Source organism: Proteus hauseri ATCC 700826 (genome assembly GCF_001654965.1).
Lineage (GTDB): Bacteria > Pseudomonadota > Gammaproteobacteria > Enterobacterales > Enterobacteriaceae > Proteus > Proteus hauseri.
The window spans coordinates 86,444-103,611 of sequence record NZ_LXEV01000030.1; the positions used below are offsets into that span (position 1 = coordinate 86,444).

Genomic DNA, 17,168 nt, shown 5'->3' on the forward strand with positions numbered 1-17,168 from the left:
AAGATCCCTTTAATTGGATAAATTATTGAGTTTAAGTTCAACCAGTGAGCGAATAGCACCTGCATTTTCATCAGTTAATGCGGCTCGATACGCGGCTGTTGCACCTGCACTATCACCTTTTTTCGCTAACACATCACCACGGATATAATTTTTCATTCCATTCCATGCTTTACTTTTCACTTGCTCAAGCGAAATTAATGCGGCATCTGTTTTATCTAATGCCAATTGTACGCGAGCTAAGCGAAGATTAAGCATGTCTGCAAAAGCATCATTTTTCACTTTTGATAAAGCTGCAGTTAAGTGACGTTCACCGTTCACTAGGTCATTTGCTTCAATAGCAATTTGAGCAAGCTCTAAAGCCGCTAATGCACCATAAATATCGTTAGTTTCAGTAACAAATTTTTCAGCGGCGGCAATACTTTCTGGGGTTACTTTACTTAGGCCATCATTGACTGTAGCAAACGCATCTGCGCTTTCTTGCAGGCGATTGATTTGGTGTGACTGCCAATATTTCCAGCCAAATACACCACCAAAACCAATAACTACTGATAACACAATAGTTAAGCCATAATTTTTGAAGAATTGCTTAATTGCATCAACTTGTTCATTCTCAGAGCTATAAACTTCCACAAGTCTCTCCTTAACCTAATAACAGTGACAGTTGCTGGGCCAGTTCATTACGAGCAACGATTTTTTGTTCACCTGAACGTAAATCTTTCACTGCAACTGTACCTGCATTAATTTCGTCTTCACCCAAAATTAGTGCAATTTTAGCACCTTGTTTATCAGCGCGGCTCAACTGTTTTTTAAAGTTTCCATTACCGTGATTCGTCATGAGACGTAATTGCGGTAATTGGTCACGGATCTCTTCAGCCAAGATCAATGCTGCACTTTGGCTCTTATCGCCAAAAGATGCGAGGTAAACATCAGCCACATTAGTATCAGCAACAAAATCAGGATTAACCGCTTGAACTAATAAGATCATGCGTTCCATACCCATCGCAAAACCTACAGCTGGCGTTGGATGTCCACCTAATTGCTTCACTAAACCATCATAACGTCCACCAGCACAAACCGTGCCTTGTGAACCTAATGCGCTAGTTACCCACTCAAAAACAGTACGGTTATAATAATCTAAACCACGAACTAAACGCTGATTTACTCGATAAGTAATACCAACAGAATCAAGTAATGCACAAAGGCCTTCAAAGTGCGCCCTAGATTCGTCATCAAGATAATCGAAAAGTTCAGGCGCATCATTCAATAAAGTCTGAATTTCAGGATTTTTAGAGTCTAAAACACGCAATGGATTAGAATACATACGACGTTTACAGTCTTCATCTAATTTATCAACGTGTAATTCTAGGAAAGCGACTAAAGCCTGACGGTATTTAGCACGCGCGTCTAAAGAACCGATAGAATTCAATTCTAAAGTAACATGCTCAGAAATACCTAAAGCGCGCCACCAGCGTGCTGTTAGCATGATAAGCTCAGCATCAATATCTGGGCCTTGAAGGCCAAAAACTTCAGCACCTAATTGATGAAACTGGCGGTAACGACCTTTTTGTGGGCGTTCATAACGGAACATCGGCCCTAAATACCATAAGCGTTGTTCTTGGTTATACAGTAAACCATGTTCAATACCTGCACGAACACAACCAGCTGTATTTTCAGGGCGTAATGTTAAGCTTTGAGCATCTTCACCACGATCAACAAAAGTATACATTTCTTTTTCAACAACATCGGTTACTTCACCAATTGCTCGCTGAAATAGAGGGGTATGCTCTACGATAGGTGTTCTGATTTCGCTAAAACCATAACCCGCTAAAATTTGCTTTAACGTGTTTTCAATTTTCTGCCATACACGTGTATCAGCAGGAAGATAGTCGTTCATACCACGAATGGCTTGGATTTTTTGGGCCACTTTTTTTCTCTAATAGTTATTCATTGTTCAATAGACTGATTATAGAAGCGAAATCAATCAGCATTCAATCTGAAATCAATAGTAATACGGGCTCATTGTACAATGAGCCCGTAAATTGAATATTAATTGTCCAATTGATTTATATTTATACGCATATTACTATCAAGCATTGATGCTTTAGCGCGAATTTTGGCTTCTAATAAATCAATCATATTACCATTATCAAGACGCTCTTTTTGTCTGATACCATCTTCATAAAAACCACTGCGTGTTTTTGCACCTGTTACACCCAATGTTGATACTTCAGCTTCACCAGGACCATTAACCACGCAACCAATAATAGAAACATCCATTGGGGTAATAATATCTTCAAGACGCTGCTCTAATTCATTAACGGTACCAATAACATCAAACTCTTGGCGAGAACAAGTCGGGCAAGCAATAAAGTTAATTCCACGAGAACGAATACGCAACGATTTTAAAATATCAAAACCGACTTTCACTTCTTCGACAGGATCTGCTGCCAATGAAATTCTTAATGTATCGCCTATCCCTTCAGATAATAAAAGCCCAAGACCTATTGCAGATTTTACTGATCCAGCTCTTGCCCCACCCGCTTCAGTGATCCCAAGATGCAAAGGTTGATCGATTTTCTTCGCTAATAAACGATAAGAATCAACGGCAAGAAAAACATCTGATGCCTTAACACTGACTTTAAATTTATCAAAATTGAGTCTATCAAGGATATCAACATGGCGCATTGCTGATTCTAATAATGCTTCTGGTGTTGGTTCCCCATACTTTTCTTGAATATCTTTTTCAAGAGAGCCACCATTCACGCCAATACGAATTGGAATATCATAATCACGAGCACAGTCAACAACTTGTCTAATACGTTCTTCGTTACCAATATTACCTGGATTGATACGTAAACAATCAACACCATATTCAGCGACTTTTAGTGCAATACGATAATCAAAATGAATATCAGCAACTAAAGGTACATTAACTTGTTGTTTGATTAATTTAAATGCTTCAGCAGCATCCATTGTTGGTACAGAAACACGAACTATATCCACCCCTACACGTTCCAGAGCTTTAATCTGGCGAACAGTCGCTTCTACGTCTGTCGTTCGTGTATTCGTCATCGACTGCACCGCGATAGGCGCACCATCGCCAATAGGTACATTACCAACATAAATTCGGGTCGATTTACGACGAATAATAGGTGATTCTTTATGCATTATTAATTCTCCCATGCTTCCATGCTTACTCAAATATGTAGTCAGATTAGGCGCCAGGTACGGTTATTTTTGCTATTTTGCCAGTAAAACGACTTAGATCGATAGATTCGCCATTAAACTGTAAGCGAGTTACTGAAGGCGCACCTATTTTTAGTTTATAAGGTTGCTCACCATTAAATTCCAGACGTTCGCCCGCTTTCTTAATACCATTAAATAAGACTTTATTTTGAGCATTACGAATTTCTAACCAACATTCACCATCAAACATGATAACAAGCTGATCAGCGACAGCTGCGCTTGCTGTTTCATCAGTTGCATGTGCACGAGAAGTGGTTGATGTAGTTAGAGGTGACACTGGTAATGGAACCGTTTTTACTTCAGCTGTTGATGTTGCTTCTGCAGGAGTAGGCTCAACAACCTTATTCGGCAGATTATTTACTATCGCAGAATCAGATTCTTGCAAATTTTCACCCTCTGATACAGGCGTATTATCTAAGGATGCTAAAGGAGAATTTATTGTATTCGAACTTTCTTGCGAGTTGTTTTTCTCTATGTTTTGAGATGCCATAGAGACCAATTCTTGTTGATCGGCTTGATGCCCTTGCCACCACCAAACACCCACGAATGCCACCATCACAATGAGAATAACCCATGTAATTTTCATCAACCAGCCTTCACGTTTTTTGTGTCTTTTGCCTAATGAATAATTTTGAGTAGTGGTCACTCGAATTTGTTTAGCCGGTGCTTGTTGATTGATAAAACCAAGAATTTCACTTTCAGGAACACCAACTAACTTAGCATAAGAACGCATATATCCGCGTAAAAATGTTGGTGCAATATCCGAAGAAACATCATCCGTTTCGATTTCACGAACTGTCGATAACTTCAAACAAAGTCGATCAGCAACAGTTTGTTGTGTTAACCCCACTCTTTCACGAGCCTGACGTAAAAGTTGACCTGCTGTTAATTTCACTTCTTCGGTTTTGTTTTCAGTATTCATTAGCAATCTAGGCACTGTGGCTATTGGATGTTTAACATTGATGAACACGTAAAGCACCCAGTACCTTAACGCTATCACCGCGAATTTTGTGATATATCAGGATCACCTTGTTGGCAAACCAAATATTCTGGCGATATATCCTCAATTACTACTCTATTGTTATTTAATAGATTTTGTTCACAAAGGAAATTGCCATAAAGTCTTAATACATTAACATTTACTGGCTTCGACTTCATCGCTAATTTGTAATAATGTTGCGCTTGGATCTTATCGCCTAATAATTGAAATGTTAAAGCCATTCCTGTATTTGCTTGAGGATGTGTTGGCATCACTGAAAGCACTTTTTGGAAATGGTATTGCGCTATTTGGTATTGCTGTTCAGCTAAATAAGCTTCACCTAATTGTAAGCGAGTCGAAACAGCCACACGCTTTTGATTGGCTGATGGTTGACAACCTAATACCAACAGCATCAAGCCAATAGTTGCTACTAATGATGATATCCTTATCATCGCCATATTCCTTAAGTGTTTTCATCCTTGTAACTCTTTGTATTATGATAATTCTACATTACGCACAACACAAAGAGACATCCACCTGTATCAGACTGCTTTAATCGAGATTGGTTCACCTTGTTGACGCTTTTTCAGTGTACGCTTAGTACGGTCGATAACATCGCCCGCTAATTGACCACATGCAGCATCAATATCATCACCTCGTGTCTTTCTCACTATTGTTGTAAAACCATATTCCATAAGTACTTTAGAGAAACGGTCAATACGACTATTAGAACTACGCCCATAAGGTGCCCCTGGGAACGGATTCCAAGGAATTAAATTGATTTTACAAGGTGTATCTTTTAACAAATCCGCTAATTGGTGAGCCTGTTCAGTACTGTCGTTAATATGATCAAGCATGACATATTCGACAGTTACTCGGCCTTGATTTGCATTTGATTTTGCAATATAACGACGAACACCATCAAGAAACATTTCAATATTATATTTCTTATTGATTGGCACAATTTCATCACGAATATCATCAGTTGGTGCGTGTAATGAAATCGCTAATGCGACATCAACAGCATCACCTAATTTATCTAATGCAGGCACAACACCTGATGTTGATACAGTGACTCGGCGTTTAGATAGACCAAAACCAAAATCATCCATCATTATTTCAAGTGCAGGAATAACGTTATTCAGATTAAGCAACGGCTCGCCCATTCCCATCATAACAACGTTCGTAATAGGACGACGACCGGTCTCTTTTAAAGAACCAATAATTTTAGCCGCTCGCCAAACCTGACCAATAATTTCAGAGACTTTTAGATTACGGTTAAAACCTTGTTGTGCCGTTGAGCAAAATTTACATTCTAGCGCACAACCCACTTGCGAAGAGACACATAACGTTGCACGATCATCTTCTGGGATATATACCGTCTCTACTTGTTGATCACCAACAGTAATTGCCCATTTTATGGTGCCATCGGTTGATCGTTGTTCTTCAGATACTTCCGGTGCTTTAATTTCTGCAACTTCTTTTAATTTAGCTCGCAGCACTTTGTTAATATCTGTCATCTGATCAAAATCATCATAACAATAGTGGTACATCCACTTCATAATTTGATCAGCACGAAAAGGTTTTTCCCCCATAGAGGCAAAAAACTCTCGCATCTGTTTACGATTTAAATCTAACAGATTAATTTTTGCTTTTTGATTCACAGTATTTTCTTTAGAAACAGCGACAGAAGCGCTTGGCGCTGGAGTTATAGATTGGGACATGACATTGCCTCGTTGTTACACTATGCGGCCTGTGTTAACCAATTGGTTAACTGGATACTTTATAAAAAAAGACGCCCCGTTAATTTGCTAACAGGGCGCCGCATTGTACAGTTTTTCGTATATAGATGCTAATAAATTAGCGAGCGCAAACTTCGTCTTCAGCGAAGAAATAAGCAATTTCACGCGCAGCTGATGCTTCTGAGTCAGAACCGTGTACAGCGTTCTCAGTAAAGCTATCTGCATAATCTGCACGTAATGTGCCAGCTAATGCGTTATCTGGGTTAGTTGCGCCCATCAGATCACGGTGGCGTTGAACGGCATTTTCGCCTTCTAATACTTGAACCATAATTGGACCTGAAGTCATAAACTCAACGAGTCCGTCAAAGAAAGGACGGCCTTTGTGCTCTTCATAAAAACCTTCTGCTTGTTCGCGAGTTAAATGTAACATTTTAGCTGCAACAATGCTGAAGCCCGCGCTTTCAAAACGGTGATAGATAGCACCAATTACGTTTTTCTTTACTGCATTAGGTTTAATGATAGAAAATGTACGCTGAATAGCCATGTCTTACCTCTGATTATTTTATTAATTACAACTTTTGTTGTCTCTTTTTATCGCAGATCATGGAAGAGCGAATAAAATACCGCATTCCCTGCAAAAATAAGGGCACGATTATAGGAGGATAAAAACAAATTTCCCATATTAATCCCCCTCTTTTTTTAAAAAAATGTGGCAAAAAAGTTATAAATTATCGTTCCAATCACATTTTTACCTTTATTTGAGCCCTTTTAATCAGGAGCCCAAATAAAATAGAGCTCATTAATTCTATAAATAACAAATTATATTCAATGATAAAAATTACGATGCTCTACTTTTATAAGCACCATTAGTTTAACGGAAAGTAAAATTAACCATATCCGTTTGTCCACTTAGGTCAAGAACAGAAAGCTGATACTTACCACGCTTTTCTAGTAGATAAGAGAATACCTCACCATTTTCAGTACTACCTATCTGTTCGCCATTTAAAAACCACCACTGAGTTCCATTTCCACCTTGTGTGGATACAGTGAGCTCTAAATTCGTTTCACCCGGTAATGGACGTAATAGATCTCCTGCACGAATTCCTGAAATAAATAGTGGAGTATTGTCTTCTTTAATTGGCGGGCAAGTATCAGAAATAGGAGGCAAGCGCCTTGCCCTTCGCTCTTTTTCAGGTAGCCATGCTTCTAAGGCTATCGGCCATAATGCAATATCTTTTAGCTCTGCATTTGGACAATTTGGCCCTGTACGTTTACCTTCTTGGTCTACCCATATTTTTTCGTTGATCCCCAAAATACCTTCTTGGTTTTCATTAAGTAATGTAGGTGGAATAGTGTTATCAAGGATCCAGCTACGGCGACTAACTCGGCAATTGCTATCTTCTTTCGCTAATATTTTACCCGTTGGCCAACAAATTGTTGCTGCGGTGACACTTTTAGGTTTTAAGTCAGTTGGTGGACGCTGTTTGTTTTGATAAATATATCCAGTTAATAGATTATTTACTTGATTCATTATGGGTACCGCTGTTGCAAAACCAAATTGCCCAACAACAGGGGTGCCATCCGGTCTACCAACCCATACGCCGATGGTATAGCGCGCATTTACCCCAATTGACCATGCGTCACGATAGCCATAACTTGTTCCTGTTTTCCATGCTAATGGAGCAATAGCTGAAATAGCACTATCAGGACGAGGCCGTGCTTCTCCAGCAAGAATACGACGTATTATCCACGCAGAACCCGGCGACATTAACACTCTATCTTCGATAATTTGTTCCGGCTTAAAACGCAAACCAGCAGTTTTTCCTTGTCGCGCCAATGCACTAAATGCAGCAACCAGCTCATCCATTCGTGTTGCAGTCCCGCCTAAAATAAGCGCTAAATTAGGCTCTGAACCATAAGGAAAACGCATTTCTAAATGATTATGTCGTAATTTAGCTGCAAACTTTTTTGCACCATAGACTTCAATTAATTGTACTGCGGGTAAATTTAAAGAACGACTTAACGCCTCACTCGCACTTACTGCACCATTAAATCCAGAATCAAAATTACCAGGTCGATAATTATCAAATCGCCGTGGAACATCCTGCAATAGTGATTCAGCATGAATTAATCCTTCATCTAATGCTAAGCCATAGATAAAAGGTTTTAATGTTGAACCTGGCGAACGCCATGCGCTAATCATATCCACATGACCAAAGCGTTTATTATCATTAAAATCCGCAGAACCAACATACCCTTTCACACTCATATCTGTATGATCAACCACGAGTATTGCTAAGGATGTCTTATCTGCCAGCTGGTATTTCCATTGATTAGTAATATCTTCAAGTTGCCTTTGAATATTAATATCAATCGTTGTTGTGATAACTGGCGCTTTCTTTTCGTTATACATTCTACGAGCAAGTAAAGGCGCTAGCTGAGGGGTTTGCCTTGGTGCCAAAAGCACCTGTTCTTCTTTAATTTCATCAACTTTTTCTTGTGACCAAACTTTGTATTCAGCCAGTCTATCTAATACTTTATCTCTTGCCATCTGAGCGCGCTCAGGATAGCGATCTGGTCGTAAACGGCTCGGTGCTTGAGGCAACACCGCCATTAGTGTTGCTTCACCCGCAGATAAATCAGCCGGTGACTTGCCTAAATATGCCCAACTTGCAGCACCAATGCCTTCAAGTGTGCCACCAAAAGGAGCCCGGTTAAGATAGATTTCAAGGATTTCGTCTTTCGAGTAATACCACTCTAATTGTGCTGTTCGCCATAATTGCTTTAATTTTCCGCCTAAGGTACGAGAATGTGGGTCAATTAAGCGAGCAACTTGCATTGATAATGTACTTCCTCCTGACACTATTCGTCCTGAGCTCAAATCTTGCCAAGCCGCACGTAATATCGCCATAGGATTAACACCGGGATGTTGATAAAACCAACGATCCTCATAAGTAATTAAAGCTTGTAAGTATTCCGGAGAAACATCAGCAAGCTTAACATGATAACGCCATATACCGTCTTTATCGGCAAATCGCCATAACGGTGTTCCATCTTGAGCAGTAACAATGGTTGCAATTTGTGGTTCAGGATCAGGAAGAGGCCAGATTTTATCAGCTACCCACACTAAAACAGGGGTAGCTAATACAAAAATAATAACGACGGCAATAAACCGTTTATATCCTATTTTCATTCAATAACTCAAAGAAAAAGCCCTTTCCAAAGAAAGGGCTAAGAATATTAAGGAACAACATCAATTTTAGTTTCAGTTTTTCCTAATGCACGCCAATAAGGCACATACATTGATTCTACTTGTGGTGGTGGAACTTGATAACTGCCCGGAGTAACCGCTCTGGCTAAATACAACAAGGTTACAGGACGATACTTATCAACAGAAACTACAGCAACAAATCGGTCATCTCTATATTCAAGATGTTTGATATTTGCTTGTCCCATATCATCAATCAATTCCTGTAGGTCAGCAGCACTATCACTTAAGCTTGCACTACTTGATGCCAAGTTTTGATTTTCAATTTCAAGACCTGCCGGCAACATATCAACCACCAGCGCATCTGGCACATCTCTATCTGCTGATACTTCAAGTTTCACTACCAGCATCTCACCACTTTGTAAACGATTTGGATGAACTCGATTACCTTTCAGGTCATAGTAGCTACGGTAAATATTCAACACATTAGAATAAGGTGCAGGTGCAACCTTCGGATATCCTACAACATTCATTCGTGAATAAATCGTTGCGCCACCACGGTTGTTTAGCTCTAACCCTTCTTGTAATTGAGTTGCTGTTAGCGTTTCATTCACTGCACGATCACTGCTTATCGATGGAGTTTGACGATTTACTACAACTTCCCAAGGTTGCTCAGCCATATTGATAAAGAAACGGCCAGCAAGATAGAGAGAATTACTTTCTTGAGTTGAGAACCACTCACGCCCTGTTAAATTATCGGATAACGTCACAACACTGATATCGCGAGATTGAGTTTCAAGATTGTTTTCACTTAATAATGCGATAATCAGCGCTTGATCTCGAATAACACTACCGTAATCACCTAAACCGTAATTATATTTACGCTCTGTTGTCACACCTTCAGCAATTAGGCTTTCAGCGCGACTATTGTCGCCCATCTGTTTTAATGCAATACCTAATTGAACTAATGCTAAACCACTTCCTGCTTGGTTACGCTCAAGGTATAAGCGGCGCAAGTCTCCCAATGGGGCTTTTTGCTGACTTGCTAACACTAATGCAGCGTAAGCTCTTGCAGAGAAACGCGCAGCATCTTGGTTTACGGCATATTCGTAGTTAATTAAGCTCTTATCTTGTAAATAGCGTAATAAACGGTCGTTAGCACGTTTTAGTGCGTCAGTAGGGACTGAATAACCTTGCTGAGATGCACGGAACAAGAAATCAGTAGCATAAGCAGATAACCAATACTCTTCACGACCACCTTGGCTCCATAAAGAGAATCCACCATCGGCTTTTTGCATTGTTAACAAATGCGCTATACCCGTTTCAATGGCTAATTTTCTATCAGCATCGGTTTGTGTTTTTATGCCTAGTTGCTTTAACTCTTTTTCTGTTGAGTAAAGTGAAGGATAAAGACCACTCACCGTTTGCTCTAAACAACCATAAGGATAAGCAAATAGCTCTCTGACATAACGTGCAATCTGTAACGGTGGACGACTAGTAAGTAAAAGCTCACCCTCTAATGTTGAAGTATTAAAACGATTTAATATCTCTGTTGGTAAACTCCAAGTCTCACCATCTTGCAATGTACTGGCATAATGTAGCGTTTCTGCTGGGTAAGCCGGACGCACACCTATTTTCCATGTGTTTTGATAAGGTTTTATCTCTTCACCAGGCACTTTAACGCCATAGATAGACAGTGAAAATTCACCTTGTCCAAAGCCATGTTTTGCTTTTACTGGAATTTGAATTTGAGTTCGTTCACCTTTTGTCAGCGAAACGGTTTTGCTCTCAGAGCCAGCCAAACCTACTAACCCAGAAGCGGTATAATTTAAGGTAATTGCCTGTGCATCATCGGTTAAATTGGTTAAATCTAAAGAAAGCAACGCATTATCACCGCCAGCCATAAAACGTGGTAACGATAATTGTGTAACTAATGGCGCAGCAATAACCACTTTGCCTTCTTGGCTACCAAATTTATCGGCAGTCCAAGCCTGTGCCATTAAACGAACTTCACCATTAAATTCAGGAATAGGTAAAGAGACTTCCCCTTCGCCTTTTTCATTTAATTTTACTGGAGCACTTTGCTGAGCAATGATTTGCACATCCGTTAATGGTTTTTTACCACCTCGAGATAATGTTGATTCCTCACCACCATCACCACCAAAACGCAAGTTAGCTAAGCGCCCTTCACCTTCAATTAATTGACCATAAACATCATATTGGTCAACGCTATAACGTTTACGACCGAAGAAGGCATCATAAGGATTTGGTGTTTTATATTCAGTAATATTTAGCACACCAGTATCAACGGCAGAAACCAACACATTGATATTTTCTGGTAACGGCTGCCCTGCAATAGGATTCGCTTTAATACGGATTTTTAAATCCTGATTTGGGCGAATTTTCTCTGGAGCATCAAGGGAAATATCGATTTGGCGATTCTTATCTTGCAAAGGTAAATGCAAAATACCTACAGCGCGTTTTACTGTCGCTTGTTTTGAGGTATCACCAGGACGAACGACAACAGAAGTTAAATAAAGATCGTGTCGTGCCCACTCTTTATTGATAGGAACATCAACAGTAAGTCCTTTTTCTGGCACATCAATTTCTTGCCACCATAAAGGCCCATCACTTGATTCAAGCAACACATAACCTTTACCCGAATGAGGCGCAACAATATTTAATTTAACTTTTTCACCGGGTAAATAACTTTCTTTATTGAGAGACAGTTTTACTTGATCAGGTCTTACCGCACCGGTGCCGCCAGTGTTATCCATCCAAGAATAACCTGCCCAAAAACGCAAGCTACTGACTAATTCAGTTTTAGGGTCGATCACTTCAATACGGTAAGAACCCCATTCTACTGGGAATGAGACTTTCGCTGTGCCATCTTTTGCGATTTTAATGGTCTGCTCATCCATTTGCAGATCTTTTTCGTTATAACCTGATTCCCAACCATTTGAACTAGACCAACGCCAGTAATAATCATGGCGCTCATAAATAAATCTTACCTTAAGGTCATTAGCGGCTAATTTTTTACCGTCTTGGTCGGTATACACAATTTCAAACTCGGCCATCGAGTTTTCATCAACGCTATAGCCAGCTTTATATTTATCTGTGCGATAGTCGTAGACTTCTTTTTTAGGGAATACAGGTCGAATACCCGCTAGATGTGTAGCTGGCCATACCGCTTGTTGATAACGACGCGTAACTGGTCGTCCACCCGCCTCAAGTAAACTTGCTTGTAATATAATGTTAATTGGTGATTTCAGTTCTGCGTAACGTTCACTATCAACGCTTAATTCGCTTACACCGTCACTATCAAGATTAAGCTCAAATTCATCTAAAAGGCGACTAAAGTTTTCATCTTTTACCGCACCAAATTCATAGCCTGGTAATTTGCTTACGGCTTCACGCGATGATTTTAAGAACACTTGGCCTTGTAGTCGATTATCCGCAGCTGGAGCGCCATAAAGATAGCGGCCTTTAAAATCAAAATAAGCATCATTACCGCTTAACAAGATACCTTTTTTACCGGTTATTTCTAATGCCATACGCTCTGGCATAAAATCTTCGACCTGAAACTCATAAAAACGTGGTGTACCATCACCCACATCAAAACGAAGTGTGCGTGTACCGGTACTTTCATCTTCAGGAATAACCAGTTTTAATTGATATAAACCATTTTCAGGTTGCCAAACAAAGCTACGTGAAATTTGACCATCTGTTTTGAGTAAATCAACTTTAACGGGTTGTTCTTTAATCGGATTACCATCACCATCGCGCAATAATGCATTAACGATTAAGGTTTCACCAGGGCGATATAAATCACGGGGGCCAAATGCAAAAAACTGTTTGTTATAACCTTGAGGCCCACCAATATCAAATTCTGATAGATCAAGCGCGGGTTTGCGCAAATCAATCATACTGGTTTGCCCATCACGAACAGCCATTAATAAACGGGCTTCATCACTTTTTTCTAGTGTTGCATGTCCTTGGCTATCCGTTTGGGCTTTAGAGATTAAATTCCCTTTTTCATCTAATAAACGGATTTCAACTTTACTTAATGCTGAGCCATTTTTTAGTGATTGAGTAAAAATATCGATACTATTGAGATAACTGTGCATAGACAGACCAATATCACTAAAAGTGAATACTGTTGCAGGCACGGTATAAGAGTATTTCCCTGCTTGCTGCATCACAGCAATATAGGCACCCTCTTTTTTCAATGCATCGATAGATCTCAATGGTAACAAGACATTTTCACGCGTATTTGTTTCTGTATTTAACTCGAAACGCCCGGTATAAACTAAATCGGCCTGAGCTAGAAACTCATCTGATTCCCAATAGTTAATATTAGAACGGCTTTCCCACTGTGTTAGAAATTGTGCTAATTTGTCGTCCTTAACACGGAAAAAGTTAACATCAACTTGCCCCACATTTAATGCAATAATAGGCAAACCTTCAGCTGCCTCTAACGGTAATAATGAGCCTTTACTTGTAAAACCAACGGAAGGAAAAATTTCTTCTGTAGTAAATTTTTGGCTAAATGCGGCAGTTAAAGCACGTTCATTTATACCTTTGATTTTATCATCAATGGTTAAATTCAATTCAGTTGATGGAGGTAAATGACGGAAACGTAACTCCATTAAGTTATCTGATAACTCCCACGCGCCTTCGAGCTTACCTTTCTTGGTATCAACAAGATGCACAACATCATCAAATTTCTGATCAGGGTCGAGTGGTACTGAGAAAGTGACCACCATAGTACTTGCACCATCACGTTGGAGTTCAGATGCATCTAATACCGTGACATCCTTACCCGCAAAACGTGTTGCTAATTCATTACGTACTTCTTGGCTTGTTAGCGCAGTTTCATTCTTAGTTTTGGTTGTTACTGACGCATCTTCACCATTTTGAGTTGCACTATTTGCCATCTGCTGTTCAGTGTTTTTTTGTTCTGAAGCTTGCGAGTTTGCTACTTTATCTGATGTAGATGATTCAGCTTCTTTGTCGTCACATCCTGCCAAAGCGAGTGCAGACGCCAATACAACGGCAAGAGAGCACCAACGATAGCCTCTTTTTTCCGTGTATTGTCTAAATTGACTTTGATTCATACCCTTTTCCTTTAATTCAAACCCTGAATAATGCGATGTTTATGCAGGCTGAGATAATATATAAAAATGACGATTCTAATAAGATAAAAAGTGACAATATCTATTATATTTTATCGAATGATGCACGTAGGCTAAGAATTCAATATGGAGTTATCTCCATTTTTTAACCAAGACGCTATAAAAACAAAGTGTTACATAAAAATGCACATAATTCGTCAATTTAATCATTTTATTATTATAGGGTAAAAAAAAGCGATATCTGATGAGATATCGCCTAAATTTACTGTATTAATCGTTATAGATTCACTATTGGAATACCTTTACGTAGAAAACCACCGAGTTTACGTTGATAGAAAGGTGATACATGGTGGATCATAAAGTGACTCACACCCTTTTCATCTTTGTTTACAAAGCAAAAATCGATAGATTGTCCTTCATCTAAGTGCTCAAAAACAGATTCCGCAGCTTGTGGGAGTAACTCAGCAATAGCCTCTTCTTCTCCGGTGATCTCTAGCCCAATGAGATAAAATGTTTCATCGTCTCCAACTTCCTGCGCATTAACAATAAAAGCTCTACGAATAGGTTTATGCTGAATAAAAAATTCACTTAATGCATTAGTCAGTTTTTCAGGTTGTGGCTCTAGAACACTTAATTTTAAAGAAGAACCTTCAACAGCAACAATTTCTTGTGTCTCAAATTGCTCAGATACAGCCATAACAAACTCCAAATCAAATAACGTTTATTTTTATTTTGCTTTTGCTTTTGCTAATAGCAGGTTCGCAATAGAGCGAACACCATAGCCTGTTGCACCGGCCGCCCATTGTTCTACAGAGGATTTTCTGTAAGTCGCTGAGCAATCGATATGCACCCAACCTTTTTTATAATCGGTTACAAAGTGCGATAAAAATGCTGCCGCAGTACTAGCACCAGCAGTATGAGATGGCGCTGCAATATTATTCAGATCGGCAAAACTTGAAGGCAGTTGACTACGATGGAAATCCGCTAATGGTAAACGCCAGAACAGCTCATTTTCTTGATCAGCACTGTTTAATAATTCAGCTGCAAGCTGGTCATCAAAGCTTAAAACAGAGTGATAGTCATTACCTACAGCAACCTTCGCGGCACCCGTTAAAGTTGCTGCATCAATAATTAATTCTGGTGCCATATTGCTTGCATCGATAAGTCCGTCAGCCAACACTAAGCGGCCTTCAGCATCTGTATTCATAATTTCAACAGATTTACCATTACGGTAACGAATAATATCGCCCAATTTAAACGCATTACCGCTGACCATATTATCAGCAATACAAAGAAGCAGTTTTACGCGTTTATTTAAGCCACGAGTTATCGCTAATGCTAATGCTCCGGCTAAAGTTGCTGCCCCCCCCATATCAGCTTTCATTGAGTTCATAGATGATGAAGGTTTAATGCTATAACCACCTGAATCAAAAGTGATACCTTTACCGACAAGGCAAGCAAATACAGGAGCAGAAGGATCTTCTGTTGGATTAAAGTCGAGTGATAAATAAACCGGATCACGAGAAGAACCGCGGCCTACCGTGTAGATACCCGCATAGTTTTGATCTCGTAGATCTGCGCCTTTCGTGATTTTATAATTGATATCGTCTTTATCAAGGCCACAGAATAGATCAACGGTGCGCTGTGCTAGCTGTTCAGGCCCCAATTCTTCGGCGGGTGTATTAATTGTATCGCGAACCCAATCGACAATGCGGATGCGTGCTTCTAATTCGTGTTTATCCGCGTCATTTAATTGTGGCCATTCGATAGAGCGTGCACCTTTAGGTGCTCTGAATCCTAACCAAAATGCCCAGCTGCGCTCTAAATCCCAACCATCACCAACAAGAGCAACATTACGAATACCTTGACTATCGATTTTACGTCCACCACGCTGAATTGCGCCCAATCGATTTTCTTCCGTTAAATGGATCGTCATGCCAGTTTCGTTAGTGCTAATTAGTGCTTTTTCACCCCAACATGCTGATGCAGGTTCATTAGACAGCATGATAGGCATAATTTGTTTATTCATTTATTGTCTCACTTATTATTACTGGTGGCAGTTAACCTATTCAGACTAACAGATATTTACCTTTCAGAGTTATTAATTTACGGCAAAAATAGAGAGGTCACCATATCTATAAGGTCGTCTCGTATACTTACACTATGTTCTACGAACAATATCGCATTGCGACATACAATTATTTCCCTAGTTCTAGTTATTTATTCTATGAAAATAGCTATTTATCGTCATGCTCATAAACAAAAAGACTGGCATTAGCCAGTCTTTAAAACGCAGTGTTATTTGCATCAATTATTCAAATTCGTCCAACCACACTAAAAGGATCGCTTCGAGAACTTTTTCATTTGATTTTTGTGGATCATCATCAAAACCTTCTAGTTCACAAATCCATTGGTGCATATCAGTAAAACGAACTGTTTTAGGATCCGTATCAGGATAGAGATCAAATAAGGCTTCGCCTATTTCTCTGGTATCACTCCATTTCATGTTTATCTCCTAAAATCAGTGCTCTCTAGCATGGTTAATAGAATATTTAGGTATCTCAACGACTAAATCTTCATCAGTCACTTTTGCTTGGCAACTTAGGCGACTTTCCGCCTCTAATCCCCATGCTTTATCTAACATGTCATCTTCAAGTTCTGTACTTTCTTCAAGAGAATCAAAACCTTCGCGAACAACACAGTGGCATGTAGTACATGCACATGACATTTCACAAGCATGTTCAATCTCAATGCCGTTTCGTAATGCGACATCAAGAATAGATTCACCTTCAGTGGCTTCAACAACGGCACCTTCAGGGCAAAGTGTGCTATGGGGTAAAAATACAATTTTAGGCATA

13 protein-coding genes are annotated in these 17,168 nt (G+C 39.6%); all 13 read right to left on the reverse strand.

Going from position 1 to position 17,168, the window contains the following annotated elements:
* Positions 1–9: 9 nt before the first annotated feature.
* The gene (locus M997_RS13170) at positions 10–630 is read right to left on the reverse strand and encodes a YfgM family protein (RefSeq protein ID WP_064720560.1); all 621 of its coding nucleotides are present in this window, start codon (positions 628–630) and stop codon (positions 10–12) included.
* Between the two features lie 10 nt (positions 631–640).
* Positions 641–1,924: a histidine--tRNA ligase gene (gene hisS / locus M997_RS13175; RefSeq protein WP_064720561.1), complete on the reverse strand. Its 1,284-nt coding sequence runs from the start codon at positions 1,922–1,924 to the stop codon at positions 641–643.
* A gap of 122 nt (positions 1,925–2,046) precedes the next feature.
* The gene (gene ispG, locus M997_RS13180) at positions 2,047–3,168 is read right to left on the reverse strand and encodes a flavodoxin-dependent (E)-4-hydroxy-3-methylbut-2-enyl-diphosphate synthase (RefSeq protein WP_064720562.1); all 1,122 of its coding nucleotides are present in this window, start codon (positions 3,166–3,168) and stop codon (positions 2,047–2,049) included.
* A gap of 46 nt (positions 3,169–3,214) precedes the next feature.
* Positions 3,215–4,168: a cytoskeleton protein RodZ gene (gene rodZ / locus M997_RS13185; protein ID WP_064720563.1), complete on the reverse strand. Its 954-nt coding sequence runs from the start codon at positions 4,166–4,168 to the stop codon at positions 3,215–3,217.
* Positions 4,169–4,242: 74 nt separating this feature from the next.
* Positions 4,243–4,677, reverse strand: a complete 435-nt coding sequence (locus M997_RS13190) for a hypothetical protein (RefSeq protein WP_064720564.1) — start codon at positions 4,675–4,677, stop codon at positions 4,243–4,245.
* A 90-nt stretch (positions 4,678–4,767) separates the two neighbouring features.
* Positions 4,768–5,949: a dual-specificity RNA methyltransferase RlmN gene (gene rlmN, locus M997_RS13195; protein WP_064720565.1), complete on the reverse strand. Its 1,182-nt coding sequence runs from the start codon at positions 5,947–5,949 to the stop codon at positions 4,768–4,770.
* 136 nt (positions 5,950–6,085) lie between these two features.
* Positions 6,086–6,511, reverse strand: coding sequence for a nucleoside-diphosphate kinase (gene ndk / locus M997_RS13200; RefSeq protein ID WP_064720566.1), 426 nt, complete (start codon positions 6,509–6,511; stop codon positions 6,086–6,088).
* Positions 6,512–6,838: 327 nt separating this feature from the next.
* Positions 6,839–9,160 (reverse strand): peptidoglycan glycosyltransferase PbpC, encoded by a 2,322-nt coding sequence (gene pbpC / locus M997_RS13205; RefSeq protein ID WP_064720567.1) that lies wholly within the window; start codon positions 9,158–9,160, stop codon positions 6,839–6,841.
* Between the two features lie 47 nt (positions 9,161–9,207).
* Complete coding sequence (locus M997_RS13210; RefSeq protein WP_064720568.1) at positions 9,208–14,292, reverse strand: alpha-2-macroglobulin family protein; 5,085 nt, start codon at positions 14,290–14,292, stop codon at positions 9,208–9,210.
* 295 nt (positions 14,293–14,587) lie between these two features.
* Entirely contained in the window at positions 14,588–15,007 is a 420-nt protein-coding gene (locus M997_RS13215; RefSeq protein ID WP_064720569.1) for an enhanced serine sensitivity protein SseB C-terminal domain-containing protein, read from the reverse strand.
* 30 nt (positions 15,008–15,037) lie between these two features.
* The gene (pepB, locus tag M997_RS13220) at positions 15,038–16,339 is read right to left on the reverse strand and encodes an aminopeptidase PepB (protein WP_064720570.1); all 1,302 of its coding nucleotides are present in this window, start codon (positions 16,337–16,339) and stop codon (positions 15,038–15,040) included.
* A gap of 282 nt (positions 16,340–16,621) precedes the next feature.
* Entirely contained in the window at positions 16,622–16,816 is a 195-nt protein-coding gene (gene iscX, locus M997_RS13225; protein WP_420874843.1) for a Fe-S cluster assembly protein IscX, read from the reverse strand.
* Between the two features lie 15 nt (positions 16,817–16,831).
* Positions 16,832–17,167, reverse strand: coding sequence for an ISC system 2Fe-2S type ferredoxin (fdx, locus tag M997_RS13230; RefSeq protein WP_064720572.1), 336 nt, complete (start codon positions 17,165–17,167; stop codon positions 16,832–16,834).
* Position 17,168 lies beyond the last annotated feature (1 nt).

Excerpts from the sequence above, each read along its gene's own strand:
- M997_RS13210 (WP_064720568.1), bottom strand. The coding sequence starts at position 14,292 with ATGAATCAAAGTCAATTTAGACAATACACGGAAAAAAGAGGCTATCGT.
- rlmN (WP_064720565.1), bottom strand. The coding sequence starts at position 5,949 with ATGTCCCAATCTATAACTCCAGCGCCAAGCGCTTCTGTCGCTGTTTCT.
- pbpC (WP_064720567.1), bottom strand. The coding sequence starts at position 9,160 with ATGAAAATAGGATATAAACGGTTTATTGCCGTCGTTATTATTTTTGTA.
- ndk (WP_064720566.1), bottom strand. The coding sequence starts at position 6,511 with ATGGCTATTCAGCGTACATTTTCTATCATTAAACCTAATGCAGTAAAG.
- pepB (WP_064720570.1), bottom strand. The coding sequence starts at position 16,339 with ATGAATAAACAAATTATGCCTATCATGCTGTCTAATGAACCTGCATCA.
- fdx (WP_064720572.1), bottom strand. The coding sequence starts at position 17,167 with ATGCCTAAAATTGTATTTTTACCCCATAGCACACTTTGCCCTGAAGGT.
- iscX (WP_420874843.1), bottom strand. The coding sequence starts at position 16,816 with ATGAAATGGAGTGATACCAGAGAAATAGGCGAAGCCTTATTTGATCTC.
- M997_RS13190 (WP_064720564.1), bottom strand. The coding sequence starts at position 4,677 with ATGATAAGGATATCATCATTAGTAGCAACTATTGGCTTGATGCTGTTG.
- ispG (WP_064720562.1), bottom strand. The coding sequence starts at position 3,168 with ATGCATAAAGAATCACCTATTATTCGTCGTAAATCGACCCGAATTTAT.
- rodZ (WP_064720563.1), bottom strand. The coding sequence starts at position 4,168 with ATGAATACTGAAAACAAAACCGAAGAAGTGAAATTAACAGCAGGTCAA.
- M997_RS13215 (WP_064720569.1), bottom strand. The coding sequence starts at position 15,007 with ATGGCTGTATCTGAGCAATTTGAGACACAAGAAATTGTTGCTGTTGAA.